At 55.2% G+C, this 16,443-nt stretch carries 16 protein-coding genes; 11 read left to right on the top strand and 5 right to left on the bottom strand.

Annotated features, from left to right (window positions below):
- Positions 1–348: 348 nt before the first annotated feature.
- A complete protein-coding gene (locus HY308_04895) occupies positions 349–1,167 on the bottom strand; it encodes an FRG domain-containing protein (protein MBI3897620.1) in 819 nt (272 codons plus the stop codon).
- A 413-nt stretch (positions 1,168–1,580) separates the two neighbouring features.
- Between HY308_04895 and HY308_04890 the strand changes: the two genes are divergently transcribed.
- The 10 genes from HY308_04890 to HY308_04845 all read left to right on the top strand — a co-directional run bounded on the left by HY308_04890 (position 1,581) and on the right by HY308_04845 (position 9,841).
- A complete protein-coding gene (locus HY308_04890) occupies positions 1,581–2,036 on the top strand; it encodes a hypothetical protein (GenBank protein MBI3897619.1) in 456 nt (151 codons plus the stop codon).
- Positions 2,037–2,167: 131 nt separating this feature from the next.
- Positions 2,168–3,340 (top strand): DUF3800 domain-containing protein, encoded by a 1,173-nt coding sequence (locus tag HY308_04885; GenBank protein ID MBI3897618.1) that lies wholly within the window; start codon positions 2,168–2,170, stop codon positions 3,338–3,340.
- A 176-nt stretch (positions 3,341–3,516) separates the two neighbouring features.
- Positions 3,517–4,737: a helix-turn-helix domain-containing protein gene (locus HY308_04880; GenBank protein MBI3897617.1), complete on the top strand. Its 1,221-nt coding sequence runs from the start codon at positions 3,517–3,519 to the stop codon at positions 4,735–4,737.
- A gap of 49 nt (positions 4,738–4,786) precedes the next feature.
- A complete protein-coding gene (locus HY308_04875) occupies positions 4,787–5,347 on the top strand; it encodes a hypothetical protein (protein ID MBI3897616.1) in 561 nt (186 codons plus the stop codon).
- A 354-nt stretch (positions 5,348–5,701) separates the two neighbouring features.
- On the top strand, positions 5,702–6,709 hold the full coding sequence (locus HY308_04870) for an AraC family transcriptional regulator (GenBank protein MBI3897615.1): 1,008 nt from the start codon (positions 5,702–5,704) through the stop codon (positions 6,707–6,709).
- Positions 6,710–6,909: 200 nt separating this feature from the next.
- On the top strand, positions 6,910–7,590 hold the full coding sequence (locus tag HY308_04865) for a class I SAM-dependent methyltransferase (GenBank protein ID MBI3897614.1): 681 nt from the start codon (positions 6,910–6,912) through the stop codon (positions 7,588–7,590).
- 29 nt (positions 7,591–7,619) lie between these two features.
- The gene (locus tag HY308_04860) at positions 7,620–8,129 is read left to right on the top strand and encodes a hypothetical protein (GenBank protein ID MBI3897613.1); all 510 of its coding nucleotides are present in this window, start codon (positions 7,620–7,622) and stop codon (positions 8,127–8,129) included.
- Positions 8,130–8,197: 68 nt separating this feature from the next.
- On the top strand, positions 8,198–8,569 hold the full coding sequence (locus HY308_04855; GenBank protein ID MBI3897612.1) for a DUF393 domain-containing protein: 372 nt from the start codon (positions 8,198–8,200) through the stop codon (positions 8,567–8,569).
- Between the two features lie 10 nt (positions 8,570–8,579).
- Positions 8,580–9,185 (top strand): DUF4166 domain-containing protein, encoded by a 606-nt coding sequence (locus tag HY308_04850; protein ID MBI3897611.1) that lies wholly within the window; start codon positions 8,580–8,582, stop codon positions 9,183–9,185.
- On the top strand, positions 9,185–9,841 hold the full coding sequence (locus HY308_04845; GenBank protein ID MBI3897610.1) for a class I SAM-dependent methyltransferase: 657 nt from the start codon (positions 9,185–9,187) through the stop codon (positions 9,839–9,841). The genes HY308_04850 and HY308_04845 overlap by 1 nt, the downstream gene beginning before the upstream one ends.
- A gap of 351 nt (positions 9,842–10,192) precedes the next feature.
- Here HY308_04845 and HY308_04840 read toward each other — a convergent pair whose 3' ends face one another.
- Both HY308_04840 and HY308_04835 read right to left on the bottom strand, forming a co-directional pair.
- The gene (locus HY308_04840) at positions 10,193–10,630 is read right to left on the bottom strand and encodes a cupin domain-containing protein (GenBank protein MBI3897609.1); all 438 of its coding nucleotides are present in this window, start codon (positions 10,628–10,630) and stop codon (positions 10,193–10,195) included.
- A 48-nt stretch (positions 10,631–10,678) separates the two neighbouring features.
- Entirely contained in the window at positions 10,679–10,789 is a 111-nt protein-coding gene (locus HY308_04835; protein ID MBI3897608.1) for a hypothetical protein, read from the bottom strand.
- Between the two features lie 219 nt (positions 10,790–11,008).
- Between HY308_04835 and HY308_04830 the strand changes: the two genes are divergently transcribed.
- Complete coding sequence (locus HY308_04830) at positions 11,009–11,710, top strand: alpha/beta hydrolase (GenBank protein MBI3897607.1); 702 nt, start codon at positions 11,009–11,011, stop codon at positions 11,708–11,710.
- Between the two features lie 963 nt (positions 11,711–12,673).
- On the opposite strand, the gene rpoD is transcribed toward HY308_04830, so the two are convergent.
- Positions 12,674–14,518 carry an RNA polymerase sigma factor RpoD gene (rpoD, locus tag HY308_04825; GenBank protein MBI3897606.1) on the bottom strand — a complete coding sequence of 615 codons (1,845 nt, stop codon included), beginning with the start codon at positions 14,516–14,518 and terminating at the stop codon, positions 12,674–12,676.
- A gap of 93 nt (positions 14,519–14,611) precedes the next feature.
- The gene (locus HY308_04820) at positions 14,612–16,393 is read right to left on the bottom strand and encodes a DNA primase (protein ID MBI3897605.1); all 1,782 of its coding nucleotides are present in this window, start codon (positions 16,391–16,393) and stop codon (positions 14,612–14,614) included.
- Between the last annotated feature and the right edge of the window lie 50 nt (positions 16,394–16,443).

Below are 16,443 nucleotides of genomic sequence, written 5' to 3'. Positions count from 1 at the left end.
CGAAGCATTCATAAAGAAATTACATCAGCGTTATGCGCCAAGTACAGATTTGGCCGAAGTGCCGCGTGCCCAACGACGTGTTCCCGCTAAGCAGTTAGAACACTACGCGCGATCGTCGGATCCGAAGCAGGCCATGCAGAATGCCTATGCAACGGGCCATTACACATTGTCCGAGATCGCCCGCTATTTCGGGGTGCACTACAGTACGGTGAGTCGGGTGGTGGGGCGGAGGACGGCGTGATGTGTTATTGCAAGGCCTGGCCCTTTTTGCCTGTGCCACTGCCTCTTTGCCTTGCCCTTTGCTGCCATTGCCACTGTGCCACTGCGATTCGATTAGTGCCACTGCGATTAGGGCTCAATTCGAAATTGAAACTTAAGATCGCTCGTTAGTCCTTCAAGATCGGGGAAAATTGTAGAGTATGTAATTCCAGCCAAAGCAAGATCGTCTGCCAGCTCGGGCTTCTTGTCTCGCGGTACTAAATATTCGATCAACGTTTCCGCTGCCGTCCATCCCTTTTCGTGAAAAATTGTACGCATGTCCCGATGATCGGCACCATGAAGCGTAAAGCACGCCTTCTGCGCCCGCATGCGGCCGTGGACTGTGGACGGAAAAATGGCGGCGGGGAGTTGAAGATAAGGGATATGGATAACGTTGCCTTTAGGATCAAGAACGGGTTCATCCTGCGTACCGAAAGCAAACTTGATGGTTTGTAGCACCTGACCTTGAGTCCAAGTAACAGGAAAACCGTTAACGTCGAGTACGTGCTCATTGAGAAATATCGGATTTAACGCAAATACTGTTCCGTCTGAACATTTTTCGACATCGCGTTTCGTAATCCAGTCGAGACACGAAAAGAAGACAGCTGTGTTCAGGCTTTCTGACCAGTCGAGAAGTCGTGTAGGGGCCAAATTGTGCTGCATGACGAAGAGCCATTGATCCAGACGATCAGTCGGAATATCTGCACCAAATCCTGGCGCCAATAGTCGGAAACGCGCCGTCAGCTCAAATTCATGTCGTTGATTGCCGTTACGGAGAATTGAGGGGACTAACTGCCAACTGGTCTTCTCATGTCCCCGGAACCACGGTCTTGCTATGAGTGGAAGATTCCATCGCTTGGTTTTGGTTACGAAATTTTCTTGAATTGTCGCTAGCAGAGATGTCTTCATTGCGCTCCTTGCTCACTCCGGAATTTCCGTTTCGTTAATCGTTGCTAGCTACTAAAAGCGTCATCCAGTCATTTTCCCGATGCTTGACCGCTTTACCAACGTGGACTTCACTTTAAGCAGCAACCGTGACGGCGATTGGTTCTCGCATGGGTATTTTCGAGAAACTGTAATGTTCTTGCCGCTGACTCTGGTATCTAGAAGAAAATGATTTCAGTCCATACAACTTAACTTTTCCTTCCGAAGAATCGCACTACAACAAGGAGGTTTGATTGATGAACCAATATTTCAGTTGTTTCCTTCGCTGTTGGAACATAGTAATTAAATATCTCTCAGGTGAACGACTCCTAACTTGTACGAAACGCCCGAATGGGGGCGACATCGTCACGCTACGTGCACTTCTTGTGAGCTCGTGGATGACTCCTGTAGCAATTTATCTTGATTGCCTATTCGGCAATAGTCACCAGATAGACATCATCCCTACTCTCGGAACAATTTTCGCTGCAAGTTACTTTGGTCTGTACGCACGCTTCGCGTCTCAATGGTCATACCTTGCCAACTTGTACAATCAAATCAAAGCAACCGAGACGGTAATAGCCGACGGCGATACGAAAGGATTGCGAGTAATCGCTGAGTGGAAGGCAGGGTTCATGGAAGACGCCCAAGACTTGCATCTCGCCACGAAAAAGAACGTTGTATCGACCATATTGATATGGGGAAGCGATAAAGCGGTTAGCAAAGCATTTGCCGATCATACGCCAGGCGGGAAAGAAAGGTTTAATGCACTAATAAAAGATGTCAAAGCTGCATACGACCTCCATGAAAAAGCGCTAGTAAAAAAAATCGGATCGGGCACGACGGCGGCATCCTAGATTAGATAGCAATGCAACGACGAACGCTGCCAGTCGAGGGCACGCATCAGATGGCCGTGCTCAAATTAACGGCTCGGAGTAATTAAAAAATAATCACTCCGACCCTTATCGACCCTGGGAGGGAAGTCAGAGTGTTCTTTCACATCGACGAAACCGGCAACTCCGGCAACAATCTTTTCGACCAAAACCAGCCGGTCCTCAGCTACGGCGTTATTTCCAGCTCGTTGAACGTAGATGTGCTGGGCCTGGAGCAACACAGGCGGATTCTGCACGCTCTTGGCACCGAGTCGTTGCATGCGAACGAAGTTGGCTGCCGGGGATTAGCGCAGATTGCAAGCAATCTAAACGAGCTACAACGCAGATTTGACTTCCGATTCGACTATTACTTCATCCATAAACCGTCCTTTGCGGTAGTCACGCTCTTCAATGCTGTATTTGATGCAGGCATCAATGAGGCAATGAAATGGGATTGGTATTGGACGCCGCTACGGTTCCTGCTGCTTGCCGCCCTTGACTACGTGTTGGACGAGGCACTCCTTCGAGAATCCTGGCGTTTGTGCCTGATAGGTCACGCACACAAAGAACGAGAGGCGGGTAACATTTCAGCGATGCTGGCGGAAATTCTAAAACGTGTGGACAGCAGCGACATCGACAAACGCATGAAGGAGGTGATATCGGACGCTCTGCGATTCGGAATCGCGCGTCCCGCGGAAATGGATTTTGGGATCTTCGACCAGACGGCGTTGGCACCCAACTCGATCGGATTTCAATTCGTGGTTGGTGCCATTGCGCATCGCCAGAAGAAGGCTGATCGTAAGGCCCTAGGGATCACCGTAGATAGGCAGTCACAGTTCAATCCGGCTCAACAGCGAACATTCCATTTTCACTCGAAAATCGCTGCATACTTCAAGGGTAAGGAAGGGGAGCGTGACCGATACTTGCGCCATCCATTCTTCGAGGGTGCCCGCGAGGGAGCGATGAGTATGATGACGCACTTTCCTGAGAGGCAATTGCACGTGTCCGAGAGCGGAAAGAGTATCGGCCTGCAGTTAGCGGACACATATCTTTGGCTTACCAGCCGCGTGATAAATGGAAAGGAAGTTCCGGATGAGCTGTCTCCCATACTCCAGGCGATATTCAGTAAGGGACAGCTCGATGGAATCTCGCTGCAAGCGATGATGAGAAGATGGACAGAGTTCGAGAAGAAGCTCCCGCCGTTCACTGCGCTTACGCCACAACAGCACTCTTTGGCCGCTGAAATGGTTGACGCGTACCGCCAGAAAGTGAAGTCGCTCAAGCTTTGACCATGTGCTCGGTTCAGTTGCGTAGCTAACCTGGAGAAGAGCCGCGGGGAAAGCTGTGCGTCATGTGACCCTCTGCCAAAGACACCTCCGCTTCGGGTCGAAAGCCGCCTTATTGGCCCGCGTACCTTGATCAATTAGATCTGTCCCCTTACTTAATACCGCAGTAGCCTGTCGCGATGGACTCCCTGATCGCCGCCGCTGCGCGAGCGCTTGCCGTTGGCGACGCGCTCGGCGCTCTTAAGCGTGTTGCCCTACGCGATGATCCGCCGGCGCTCGCCTTGCGTGGCATCGCGATGGCGCAGCTCGGCGAGTATTCGCGCGCTCGTGAGTTGCTTCGACGCGCGGCTCGCGGCTTTGGCGCGCACGAGGAGTTGGCGCGTGCGCGCTGTGTCGTCGCTGAGGCGGAGGTTGCGCTCGCGATGCGCGACCTGCGTGGCTCGCCGGGCACACTGGCGGCGGCGTCGGTCACGCTCGAGGCGCGCGCCGATCGCGCCAATGCGTTGCATGCGCGTTTGATCATGGTGCGCCGGTTGCTTCTGCTTGGTCGACTCGACGAAGCTGCGTCCGTGCTGGTTCGGCTCGATGCGCATGGTCTGTCACCGTCGTTGCTGGCGGTGGCCGAGTTGGCCGCGGCCGAAGTGGCGCTGCGCTCGCTGCGGACAGCACCGGCGCAGGCGGCGCTCGCGCGCGCCTTTGATGCGGCCGAACGTGCGCGGGTGCCGGCGCTGCTCGCGGAAGTTGCCGAGGCGCGCGCTGCGCTCGATCGTCCCGCGGCGCGGCGCGTCCATGCTGGGCGCGAGGAGTTGTTGCGCCTCGACGAAGTTGAAGCGCTCATCGCCTCGGGCGCGCTGGTGGTCGACGCTTGTCGTCGCGGGTTGCGCGTTGGCTCGACGTGGTTGCCGCTGGCGCGCCGGCCGGTGTTGTTCGCGTTGGCGCGTGCGCTCGCCGAGGCGTGGCCCGGCGATGTTGATCGGAGCGCGCTGATCACTTGCGCGTTTCGCACGCGCCGCGCCAACGAGTCGCACCGGGCGCGCCTGCGTGTTGAGATCGGCCGATTGCGTGCGCTCGCGGCGCCGTTGGCGCGCATCGACGCGAGCGCGGATGGCTTCGCGCTTACGCCGCGCGGCGAATGCGCCGTCGTCGTGTTAGTGCCGCCGATCGATGGCGATCAGGCGTCGTTGCTGGCGTTGCTCGGTGATGGCGCGGCGTGGTCCACCTCGGCACTCGCGCTGGCGCTCGGTGCCAGCCAGCGCACGGTGCAACGCGCGCTCGTCGAGTTGCAGGCCGAGGGACGGGTGCGCTCGATCGGGCGGGCACGCGCGCAGCGCTGGCTTTCGCCGCCGCTGACGGGATTCACTACGAACTTGTTACTCCCTGCGGCGCTGCCACTTGGGTAGATTGTTGTCACGGCGCCGTTACGAGCGCGCCAACATGAGGAACCAAGCGATGACCGCTTCCCGAAGTAAGACAAGTAACACAACACCGGAGCTACCCGCGCGCGCGGCCGAGATCGTGCGTGAGTACGGACCGTTCGCCGGCGTCGACAAGATCAACGGTATCACCCACGACGGTCGCCACGTTTGGGCGGCAACCGGGCCCAAGCTCATCGCCTTCGATCCCGCGAGCGGCGCGGTGGCGCGCACGCTCGACTGCGCCAGCGATGCCGGCACCGCCTTCGACGGCACGCACCTTTACCAAATCGCCGAAGCGCGCATCGACAAGATCGATCCCGCGACCGGCGCCATTCTGCGCACCATCGAGTCCAACCGCTTCGTCACTGGTGTGAGTTGGGTCGATGGTGAGTTATGGCACGGCACTTGGGAAGGCGACGAGAGCGAAGTCCGCCGCATCGATCCGCAGAGCGGCGCGGTGCTTGAGCGGTTGGAGATGCCGCGCGGTGTCGGCGTCAGCGGGCTCGAGTCTGACGGTGCGGAGCTGTTCTATTGCGGCGGTGGATCGAGCGGAAGGGTGCGCGCGGTGCGGCGTCCGAAACGAGAGAGATCGTGAACGGCGCCAACATTGGTTACGACAGGATTGGGCGGGTGAATGGCTCGCCCTCTTCCCTCACCCCAACCCCTCTCCCGGAGGGAGAGGGGTAATAATTAAGTCAGATGTCTCGGGGAGATCCTTGGATAGCAATTTGATGGGCCCGGCAGGGCTCGAACCTGCGACCAGGGATTCACTGTTTCCAGCTGGAGTGGACTATCTCACCGCCCCTGACTCTTGCGAGCCGTTGGGGCGCTCGAGACTGTGATTAAGGACGCTTTAGGCCTCAGGTAATCTCCGCACCGTACGCATGGGCGAGTAAAATGCCGAAGGAAGGTTCGCCATTCACCTAGCGCTCCGAGAAATTAGCTCCGTATGACGACCGTCAGTCTTCTGAATATCGGCTTTTCCATCCTAAGCGCGATGATCCTGTTCATCGCCTACGTTTTCTTCTTCAAAAACGTCAATAAGTCGTGGTACGCCATCAGCTCCTGCGCCGGATTGTTGATTAGCTTGAGCTTCCTGCAACTGGGGCACTTGGAGTTTTTTTTGAAGGGTGCCGACGTGTTACTGACACCAAGTTATCGCTTCTGGCTGTTTCTGGCACCCCCCATGTTTTTTTATTTCAGTCGGGCAACCCTGCTGCCCGAAGCACCGGCGCACCCGCTGCTGTTGTTGCACTTGGCCCCGGTATCGCTGAACTACTTGCTGCGATACGAGATCGCGGTGCCAATGATCTTCTTGGTGGGCATGGGTTACAGTTTCTGGTTGTCGAGTTTGATTTACGGACTGCGCACGCAACGCCAACGTTTCAAAATCGAGATGTTTTTCTTTGCTCTGTTTTCCATCTTCGCGTTGTTCGTGCTGCTGCTTGGCTTGTCCGTGCCTTATATCGATCACGGCTATTTCTATACGTTCTACACCAACAGTATCGGTCTGTCCTTCGTGTTGATCGTTGCCGCGCTGATGGTGTTTCCGGGCCTGCTGACGGAATTGGCCGAACTGTCTAAGCTGAGTTACGCGGCATCGACATTGAATGACGTCGACGTCCAGGCCAGTCTGAACAAGCTCGATACGTTGATGAAACAGGACAAGCTGTACCAGAACGAAAACCTGAATCTCGCCATCACCGCCGACGCGATGAATCTGACGCCGCACCAATTATCCGAATTGGTGAATCGGCAGTTTGGCGTTAATTTTTCCAGATACGTACGCGAAAAGCGGGTTGAGGCCGCCAAGGCCTTGCTGATCAACGAACCGAAGTCTTCGGTGCTGTCCATTGGCCTGGAAACCGGGTTCAGCACGCAATCTAACTTCTATGCCGCGTTCAAGGAAATCACCGGCATATCCCCCGGTGCCTTCCGTAAGTCTCCCGCCAAATAATCTCTGCCCCTGATGTTCCAGAATCATAATTCTGGAACCCCCGAATACCCTGTTTTTCTAGCAAAAAGAAAAATTTTTGGTCCAGTTTTATCAATCCGGAGTATCTAACCGGATTGTGTCCGTACGCTTGCCATTATTCCGGTAATGACGAAGGTCGTCGTTTCGACCATCGATACTTTTCAAGACCAGCGAGGCAATGCGTGAAAACCGCCAGAACCGTCAATGACGGCATTCGAATTTACAGCACGCTATTACTAGCGTCTTACGACTTTCTAATTATGCAAATACTGTCGCCGTATGTCTGGCGTTGCCATCCCAGACATTATCAAGATCTGTATCGCGCCTATATGTCTCGCAACCATGCCGACGTGGGTGTCGGTACGGGCTACATCCTGAATCGCTGTCAGTACCAACCGGGCGAGGTCAGGATCGGGTTGTTCGACCTACAGCAAAACTGTCTCAACTACACCGCCAAGCGTCTCGCGCGCTTTCGTCCCGAAACCTATCTCTGCAACGCGCTCGAACCGATTCGGCACGCTACTGATCGCTTCGACTCGGTCGCACTCGGCGGAATTCTGCATTGCATCCCTGGAGACATGGCGACGAAGAGCGCGGTATTTGACGTGCTCCGTCCGCTCATGAATCCCCGCGCCCAGGTTTTCGGTTACACGATTTTGAATAAAGACGTAACGAAGACGTTACTCAGCAGGTTCGTGTATTTCGTTTTACAGAAATTGAAGGTGATCAACGGCACGGAGGACTCCGCCAGCCAATTAGCGCGGGAACTCAGAAAGCGATTCCAAACCAGCGAAGTCAGTATCGTCGGATGTATAGCGATCTTCGTCGCGCAATCCCCCCTATCCGCCGCAAACCAACTTTAACCACAACATCGCACACACAGGAAAAAATTATGAAACAGCAAAACATCAGCAGTATCGCCACCCGCATGAATGTTGCGGCGACCCAGGCCGAGGTATGGCGCAAGGTAGGCTTTTACGAGCACGTTAAGAAAAAGCCGTCGTGGCTACTGCAGTTGAGCTTGCCAACGCCACAGGAGGTCGACGGTCGGCACGACAAAGTCGGCGATACCTGTCGCTGCCGATACAGCGACGGCGGTTATCTGACAAAGAAAATCACGCATATCATTGAACGGAGCCGCATCGAATTCGAGATCATCGAGCAAAGTATCCGCTATTGGAATAATGTGAAGCTGCTGGGTGGGTACATCGAAGTCGAGGGACGCGGCGAATCCGACAGCGTCGTTCACATGGTGACCTATTACGAAAATCGCATTCGGCCAAACTGGATTTCGTCATTTTTGATCAACTGGGTGATCAAAACCATGCATAAATTCGTAATCCGCGACCTGCAATGGCAATTGCAAAACAACCTAGTACTGGCGGGCGTAAGCGCCGATTGAACCAGGCATCACTGGGATAAATTTATGGCTGCCTTTTGTTACCAGACTAAACCCCTAGAAGTGAGCTCATGGGCAAGATAAAGGTCTACTACAACAGCGCCTGTCCCGTCTGCAAAGCGGGCATCGAAGATCAGCAGTGCCGCATGGCGGCGCAAGGCGTGACCGATCTTGAGTGGCTAGATGTTCATACACGTCCAGAATTGGCAAATGAACTCGGCGCCGATTTGGAGTCGGTACGAGAGCGGCTGCACGTGAAGAACACGGATGGATCGATCCGCGTGGGTGCCGATGCGATCACGACACTATTCGAGCAAACTCGCGGACAAAAGTGGTTGGCCAAGTTGCTGAAGCTTCCGGTCCTTCATTGGCTTATGGCCCGTGCTTATAACGGATTTGCTCGGCGGCTCTATCGCTGGAACCGGTCGAAGGGTCATTGGTGAGAATCTCGCCATGCTGAGGCAGACCTCAACCGACGGTTTGCCGCCACACGAAACAGTCGTCACTCGCTGGTTCGGTCCACAGTTCGATCGACTGCATCCGTTGTTGCAAGATCTTCACCGCCACGGTGGAACGTTGCGCGGTATTGTGACGATAGATCTGGGCCGAGGCGTGGCGGGATGGATAGGCCGGCGTTTGGCAAACAGACTCGGCATTCCTGCGGATGTATCCAAACGCGGTTTCGAAGTCGACATCCGTCACACCGCTGATGCGTTGCATTGGAACCGACGTTTCGATAACGGCGATCGGGTGTCTACCGTGTTTTATCCCGTCGGCACCTGGCCTAGCGGCCACTGGATCGAACGCACCGGCAAACTCCACATGACATTAACCGTCGATGTCATCAACGGCGGCTGGCATTGGCGCGCGCTTGGCTTCGATCTCGGTGGTTTGCGCTTGCCGATATGGCTGTTTCCGCGCTCTCGCGCCTACAAGCAAATCAAGGACGGTAAATATTTCTTTTCCGTCGCGTTTGTTGTGCCAGTGCTGGGCACCGTCTTGCGCTATGAAGGATTGCTTGCACCTGAAATCCACTCCGCACTGAGGAGCACTTCGTGATGGTGACACCAGAACAGATCCACGCCGGCCAGGCCGCCTTCACGAAATCCACGTTGGCCCTCTATGACCAACTGGTGCTGGGCGCGACTTGCCGCCTGATATGGCGCTGTCCCATCGAACGGACGCTGGAATTTTATCAACAACAACTGTCAGCGAATCATCTAGAGGTAGGTGTCGGTACCGGCTTTTTTTTGGATCGCAGCCGTTTTCCCAAGCCGACCCCAAGGCTGGCGCTGCTCGATCTCAACACCCACTGTTTGGCGCACACCGCCAAACGACTGACGCACTATTCACCGGAAATCTACCAAGCCAACATCCTGGCGCCGATTCAAATCAATATGCCTGGTTTTGATTCAATCGGCTTGAACTACGTACTCCACTGTCTACCAGGCGCGTTTCCGGAAAAAGGAATCGCGTTTGCAAATCTAAAGGCGTTACTTAATCCCGGCGGCGTCCTCTTCGGTTCAACAGTGTTGCACGGCGGCGTATCGCGCAGTCTATCGGCCAAAGCGTTGATGCGTCTGTGCAACGCTCGCCGTGTATTTTCCAACGAGCGCGACGACCTGAACGGACTGGTGCAGGCACTGGAACAACATTTAAAAGACGTACGTGTGGACGTCGTCGGCTGTGTCGCGCAGTTTTCCGGCCGAGCATAGTTCGGAAATCAAAGACTCGACGTGCGATTCAAACGAAGCGATACACGCAACGGTGAGGCGATTACACCAGCGACATGGAGACGAATCGATGGGACGATGGTCGTTGGTAGATTAGCCCACGCAGTAAGCACATTATGCATCGCGCGAAAAATTGCGTGCGTTCACCCGCGGAAGACCGCATGCACGTGTCGCAGCAACCACTATTATGATTTCCGGAAACCATAAAGTGGCCGCGGTTGGCGACCATAAGTTGGCCAGTCTAAATCGTCGTGGGCATACAGATACAGAATGCGGAGTCCCCGCCCACCCAGGTAACACGTTTTCTCTCGAATCCTACGGAATTTTATCGTCCTACTTAGGCGCCTTGATCGCAAACGGCTTGTCCTTTTCTCCCATAAAAACGACGACGAGAGTCACCGGTTCCGAACCTGGATTTTTTCCGTTATGCAGCGCGTTTACTACTTCGGCGAATCCTTGGCCGGCGCTGAACTGAAGCTGTTTGCCGCCTTCGTATTCAACCGTCAACGTGCCGGATATCACATACGCAAAACCCGGCACGGGATGCATGTGCCAGCCGGTTTCTGAGCCCGGCGGGAGTTGGACGCGAAGCATCGTCACTCCGGGTTGCGCAACCTGTGGATAGTGGATCGGCTGACCCAGTGAATCCACGGAGGTGGTGAGGAGCGGTAAGGCCTTAACCGTGTTGTTATAGGCGTTATCGCCACTGACGATCGTAGCCGTCAAGCCACAACCTGCAATGATTGCGATCAGCATTTGCTTCTTTTTCATGACGCGTGCGTTCCTCGCTAGTTACTTCGTGGTTCTTGATTCCTTTCTTTACAACGCGGCATTAGCGCGCGTGCGGCGTAAAGTCGTCACCGGTGTTTCTCCAAATACCTCCCGATAATAAGCGCTGAACTGTGGAAGATGGAAAAAACCATTTTCCAGTGCGGCGGCGGTTACCGATAAACTCCACCGACAACTTTTCTGACCTCCTCTATAGAGGAAGCGTGAATCACGGTATTTCTACCAGTAGACATGGAATTCGATTCAACCGGTTGCGGAAAATGGATAGTGTGACGGAAAGTGGATTTTTCGACAAACGCGGGATGGGCACAATGTTGCTGTCACGCGAGTAAAGCGGACGTTAACTTAAAGGAGATTACTATGGTTAATATCGCAACATCAGCCGTTTCGATTGTTCTCGTTCATGGCGGATTTGTCGACGGTTCTGGATGGGAAGACGTGTATCGTCTGCTTAAGAAAGATGGATACAACGTGGCTGTCGTACAAAATCCAACCATATCTTTAAAAGATGACGTCGCCGTAACCAAGCATACGTTAGAGGCGCAGGCTGGGCGGGTAGTTCTCGTTGGGCACTCATACGGTGGCGTCGTCATTACGGAAGCGGGCAACGACCCGAAAGTGGGCGCGCTGGTTTACATCGCGGCGTTCGCGCCCGACAAAGATGAATCGGTATCGGCCTTGACTAAAAATCCAGCACCCGGTGCACCCGTGCCGCCGATTCTACCGCCGAAGGATGGATTTTTATCCCTCGATACCGCGAAGTTTGCCGATAGCTTCGCGGCAGACCTTCCGCGCGACAAGTCTGAGTTCATGGCCCATTCTCAGATCCCTTGGGGAATAGATGCTTTGAATGGCGCTGTGAGTATTCCTGCGTGGAAATCTAAGCCAAGTTTCTATCTGGTGGCGACTGAGGATCGGATGATCCCACCGGACGCTCAACGCTCAATGGCCAAACGAGCGGGCGCGACTACGACAGAAGCAGCCGGCAGCCATGCCATCTATATTTCCAAACCAAAAGACGTAGTGGATTTGATCGAGAAAGCGGCGAAGGCAATAAATTAATCTAACGTCGCTTACCTTGGCAAATTCAGTCCTTGCCATCCCAAAAGATGGCAAGGACATTTGTATTCTGTGAATTAAAGTGCACTCACTATATTTGAATTTGCTCTCAGTCAATTTATTTCTGAAGCGTAATCCTATTTGGAACAACGTCGAATAAAAAATCAGTACGCGGCAAAAACGCGGAATGCCGATTGCATTCCGCGCTGGTTCTCAAACTAAGATTTTTGACGACGAGCGCGGTGCATCAATACTCAGCGGCTCCGCGCCATTCGCTTACATGCGTGGCCAACTTATGGTCGCATGCACAATAGTTATAACAGCGCGAGGAATTGGTGGGCCCGGCAGGACTCGAACCTGCGACCTAGGGATTCACTGTGTCCAACTGTTTCCAGTCGGAGTGGACTATCTCACCGCCCGTGACTCTTGCGAGCCGTTTGGGCGCGGGACGCTCGACGCCTGTTATTAAGGACACTGAAGTCCTCAGGTAGTCTCTGCACCTTCCGGAAGTGTACTTCCGGCTTGGCTCAGGATTGCCGTCGACCGAATCGTTACGGGTTCCCTGAATTCATCCCGTTCATCTCACACCTTTCGGTATGAGCGCACCGTTGTGATGAGTCCCCAGCTCTAACCAACTGAGCTACAGGCCCAAAAGAGGCGTTGATTCTACGCGTGGGCTCTCGTGAGGCAAATGTCTTGGGCAAGATTTTTTCGGGTTGCTTGGGTTGGGATAGAAATAACCCGAATAGGTAGCCCGGATGGAGGTGCGTAGCGCCGCAATCCGGGGAATGGAGTCCCCCGGATTGCGCTTCGCTCTATCCGGGCTACGAAAAAGAGACTCACTCCTACCACACAGGCGCGGATCCCTAGGGAAGCTAGCACTGCTGATGTTGAACATCATTCGCTCGGAAAGGACAAAGGGCCCTTGAAGGCCCTTTGGTACATCTTTACCTCTGCATGGCTCGACTAGTCGAGGAAACTCCGCAGATGCTCCGACCGGCTCGGGTGCCGTAGCTTACGCAGCGCCTTGGCTTCAATCTGACGAATGCGCTCGCGCGTTACGTCAAACTGCTTGCCGACTTCTTCCAAGGTGTGGTCGGTGTTCATACCGATGCCGAAGCGCATGCGTAGGACCTTCGCCTCACGTGGCGTCAGCGTATTCAAGATTTCCGTCGTCGCATACTTCAAGCCGGTGCCGGTAGCCGCATCGGGCGGCGCAACGGTGTTCACGTCTTCGACAAAGTCGCCAAGATGCGAATCCTCGTCGTCGCCGATCGGCGTCTCCATCGAGATCGGTTCCTTGGCGATCTTCAGCACCTTGCGGATCTTGTCTTCCGGCATTTCCATGCGCTCGGCCAGCTCTTCCGGCGTCGCTTCGCGACCCATCTCTTGCAGCATCTGCCGCGAGATACGGTTGAGCTTGTTGATCGTTTCGATCATGTGCACCGGAATACGAATGGTGCGAGCTTGATCGGCGATCGAGCGCGTGATGGCCTGACGAATCCACCAGGTCGCATACGTCGAGAACTTGTAACCGCGGCGGTATTCAAACTTGTCGACCGCTTTCATCAGGCCGATGTTGCCTTCCTGAATCAGGTCGAGGAACTGCAGGCCGCGGTTGGTGTATTTCTTGGCGATCGAGATCACGAGACGCAAGTTCGCCTCGACCATCTCTTTCTTCGCGCGCCGCGCTTTCGCTTCGCCGATCGACATGCGCCGATTGACTTCTTTCAACGCGCCGATCGGCAGGCCGGTACGCTCTTCGATCTGCCCCAACTTGTCTTGCGCCGACATGATTTCGTCGGCGTGGCTTTCGAGCACGGCTTCGTTAACATCGCCCGACTTCGCCGCTTTCTTGACCCAACGCTTGTTGGTCTCGTTACCGGGGAAGCTCTTAATAAAGTTCTTACGCGGCATCCGCGCTTTGCCGACGCAGATATCCATCACTACTTTTTCTTGCGCACGCGCTTGATCGACCAACGAACGCACATACTCGACCAGACGGTTAATCTGCTTCGAGACGAATTTGATCTGCATGAACTCTTCGGCGAGCTTCTTCTGCGTGCGCCGCAGCTCGGGGCTATCATGGCCATGCTTCTGCATGGTCTTGAGCAGGCCGGCATGCAGCTTGCGAATACGACCAAAGCGCTCGATCGCCTCTTCGCGATTCGGGCCGCCTTCTTCTTCGGTTTCACCGGTACCGCCGCCGGCGGCTTCGGCTGCTTCGTCGTCTTCTTCTTCGTTGCCGGTCTTCACCACCACTTCCGGCAACGGCATATCGGGCGCGTTCGGATCGACGAAGTCGACGACGAGATCGGTCAACCGCATTTGATCGGCTTCGACCAAGTCCATCATGCGCACGACTTCGGCAATCGCTGCCGGACATGCGGCAATGGCTTCGGTCGTTTGACGAACGCCGTCTTCGATACGCTTGGCGAGTTCGATCTCGCCTTCGCGCGTTAGCAATTCGACCGTGCCCATCTCGCGCATGTACATGCGCACGGGATCGGTTGTGCGACCGAATTCGCTGTCGACCGCCGATACCAATACTTGCTCGGCTTCTTCGACGGCCTCTTCATCTTCTTCGGCCGGCGCTTGTTCGGTTTTGAGCAGCAACGCATCCGGATCCGGTGCTTCGTCGAACACCTGGATACCCATGTCGTTGATCATATTCACGACCGCTTCGATCTGATCGGTGTCGTGAACTTCTTCCGGAAGATGGTCGTTAATCTCCCGATAGGTGAGGAACCCTTGTTCCTTACCCTGAATGATCAACTTCTTAAGTTGGGAGCGTTGTGTCTCTTGATCCATGTCTTGGCCTGTCTATGGGAACTATGTCGATTCGCGGATACAAAGCCGGAAAGTATAGCTTAAGTTTTACGACTACCCTAAATCTCTCGAGTGCTACGTATCTGAAACTGGTTCGGGCTTCTCCGCCAGCAAACGCGCCAATTCCACCTCTTCTGCCGACGTTAGACCATAAATTGGCTGTTTTTGCAGCAAATGGTCTACTTTCGCCTTCGTCGCCGCTTTTCGCAACTGTGCTAACACGCCACGGAATTCGGCGGCCACATCCTGCGACAACGCTGGATGCGTCCACATGGCCAGTCGAGCGACGCTTTGTTGGTGCTCACTATCACGAAAATGCTCGACAAGAGCCGCCGTATTAATGCTTGGCCGGTCACACACGACCCCGACAAGGGCTCGGAATACGGGCATACCCGGCAAATCCAGCTCTTGAAACGCCGTGCTGTCCTGAATCTGCGCCCCTAACTCCGGGTGCTGCACCAATAATGCTGCCGCTACCCGCACCACCGACGCTGGCTGCTTCGGCTGAGCCCCGTAGGCCGGTGCCCGTTGTCGCGCCGAGAAAGTCGGCGCAACCGGGTTACGTGCACCACCAAAAACTACCGCCAACTCAGCGACCGGAACCCGACTATATTCGCCCAGCCGATCGATCATCATCTGGCGAAATACACCCGCCGGTAGGTTAGACAACAGAGGTCGCGCGAGTTCTACCAAACGCGCGCGCCCGTCGAGCCGCGTAAGATCGACCTGCTTGGCGAGCGACTGAAAAAGGAAATCCGGTAACGGCATCGCTCGGCCCATACGTGCCGTAAATGCCTCACCGCCTTCCTGACGAACCAATGTATCCGGGTCCTCGCCGTCGGGCAGAAACAAGAAACTAACTTGGCGACCTTCGTGCAGCACCGGCATCGTCGTTTCCAGCGCCCGCCAGGCAGCTTCGCGTCCGGCACGGTCACCATCGAAACAAAATACAACCTCGGGCACGAACCGAAATAGCCGCTCCATATGCTCGCGGGTGGTCGCGGTTCCCAACGTCGCGACGGCATTGTCGATGCCCGCTTGGGCAAGGCCGACGACGTCCATATAACCTTCGACAACCAACGCACATCCGACACGCCGAATCGCATCACGCGCGCGAAATAGGCCGTAGAGCTCGCGGCCTTTGTGAAACAACGGCGTTTCCGGCGAGTTCAAATACTTCGGCTCGCCCTTATCGATGATGCGACCGCCGAAACCGACGATGCGACCGCGATAATCGTGAATCGGAAACATCACCCGGTCGCGAAACCGGTCGTATCCGCCGCCACCGTCCTTACGTACCGCGAGCCCGGCCTGAATCAGGATTTCGCGCGCCTCGGGCGTTTGGCCCAGATGGCGAATCAAGTGATCCCAACCGTCGGGCGCAAAACCGAGACCGAAAGCCGCGGCGGTTTCGCCGCTGATACCGCGACCCTTGAGATAGGCAATTGCCCGTGGCGCTTCGCGCAGTTGCGCGCGGTAGTAACGCGTCGCTTCTTCCAGCGCCTTCAACGACGCGGCGGTGTTGTCCGATTTAGCGCCAGCGTTCGCTACAACACTTTCCTTCGGCAACTGCAGTCCCACCCGGCCGGCCAATTCTTCGACCGCCTCGGGAAAGCTCATGTGTTCGTATTCCATGAGAAAGCCGATGGCCGTCCCATGCGCACCGCAACCGAAGCAGTGGTAAAACTGTTTAACTGGACTGACGGTAAAAGACGGGCCCTTTTCGTCGTGGAACGGGCAGCAGGCCTTATAGTCCTTGCCGGCCTTCTTAAGCGGCACGCGACTGTCGATCACCTCGACGATGTCTGCGCGGAGCAGCACTTCGTCGATAAACTGCTTGGGGATTCGGCCGGTCATCGACCTATTTTAACGCCGCCTCCGAACCAGTGAGACGGCGGATGAGAAAG

The organism is Gammaproteobacteria bacterium (assembly GCA_016199745.1).
Classification (GTDB): domain Bacteria; phylum Pseudomonadota; class Gammaproteobacteria; order Acidiferrobacterales; family Sulfurifustaceae; genus JACQFZ01.
This window is presented reverse-complemented; position numbering and strand designations above follow the sequence as displayed.

Excerpts from the sequence above, each read along its gene's own strand:
- HY308_04860 (MBI3897613.1), top strand. The coding sequence starts at position 7,620 with ATGAAACAGCAAAACATCAGCAGTATCGCCACCCGCATGAATGTTGCG.
- HY308_04870 (MBI3897615.1), top strand. The coding sequence starts at position 5,702 with ATGACGACCGTCAGTCTTCTGAATATCGGCTTTTCCATCCTAAGCGCG.
- HY308_04855 (MBI3897612.1), top strand. The coding sequence starts at position 8,198 with ATGGGCAAGATAAAGGTCTACTACAACAGCGCCTGTCCCGTCTGCAAA.
- HY308_04875 (MBI3897616.1), top strand. The coding sequence starts at position 4,787 with ATGACCGCTTCCCGAAGTAAGACAAGTAACACAACACCGGAGCTACCC.
- HY308_04830 (MBI3897607.1), top strand. The coding sequence starts at position 11,009 with ATGGTTAATATCGCAACATCAGCCGTTTCGATTGTTCTCGTTCATGGC.
- rpoD (MBI3897606.1), bottom strand. The coding sequence starts at position 14,518 with ATGGATCAAGAGACACAACGCTCCCAACTTAAGAAGTTGATCATTCAG.
- HY308_04820 (MBI3897605.1), bottom strand. The coding sequence starts at position 16,393 with ATGACCGGCCGAATCCCCAAGCAGTTTATCGACGAAGTGCTGCTCCGC.
- HY308_04845 (MBI3897610.1), top strand. The coding sequence starts at position 9,185 with ATGGTGACACCAGAACAGATCCACGCCGGCCAGGCCGCCTTCACGAAA.
- HY308_04840 (MBI3897609.1), bottom strand. The coding sequence starts at position 10,630 with ATGAAAAAGAAGCAAATGCTGATCGCAATCATTGCAGGTTGTGGCTTG.
- HY308_04850 (MBI3897611.1), top strand. The coding sequence starts at position 8,580 with ATGCTGAGGCAGACCTCAACCGACGGTTTGCCGCCACACGAAACAGTC.
- HY308_04880 (MBI3897617.1), top strand. The coding sequence starts at position 3,517 with ATGGACTCCCTGATCGCCGCCGCTGCGCGAGCGCTTGCCGTTGGCGAC.
- HY308_04895 (MBI3897620.1), bottom strand. The coding sequence starts at position 1,167 with ATGAAGACATCTCTGCTAGCGACAATTCAAGAAAATTTCGTAACCAAA.
- HY308_04890 (MBI3897619.1), top strand. The coding sequence starts at position 1,581 with ATGACTCCTGTAGCAATTTATCTTGATTGCCTATTCGGCAATAGTCAC.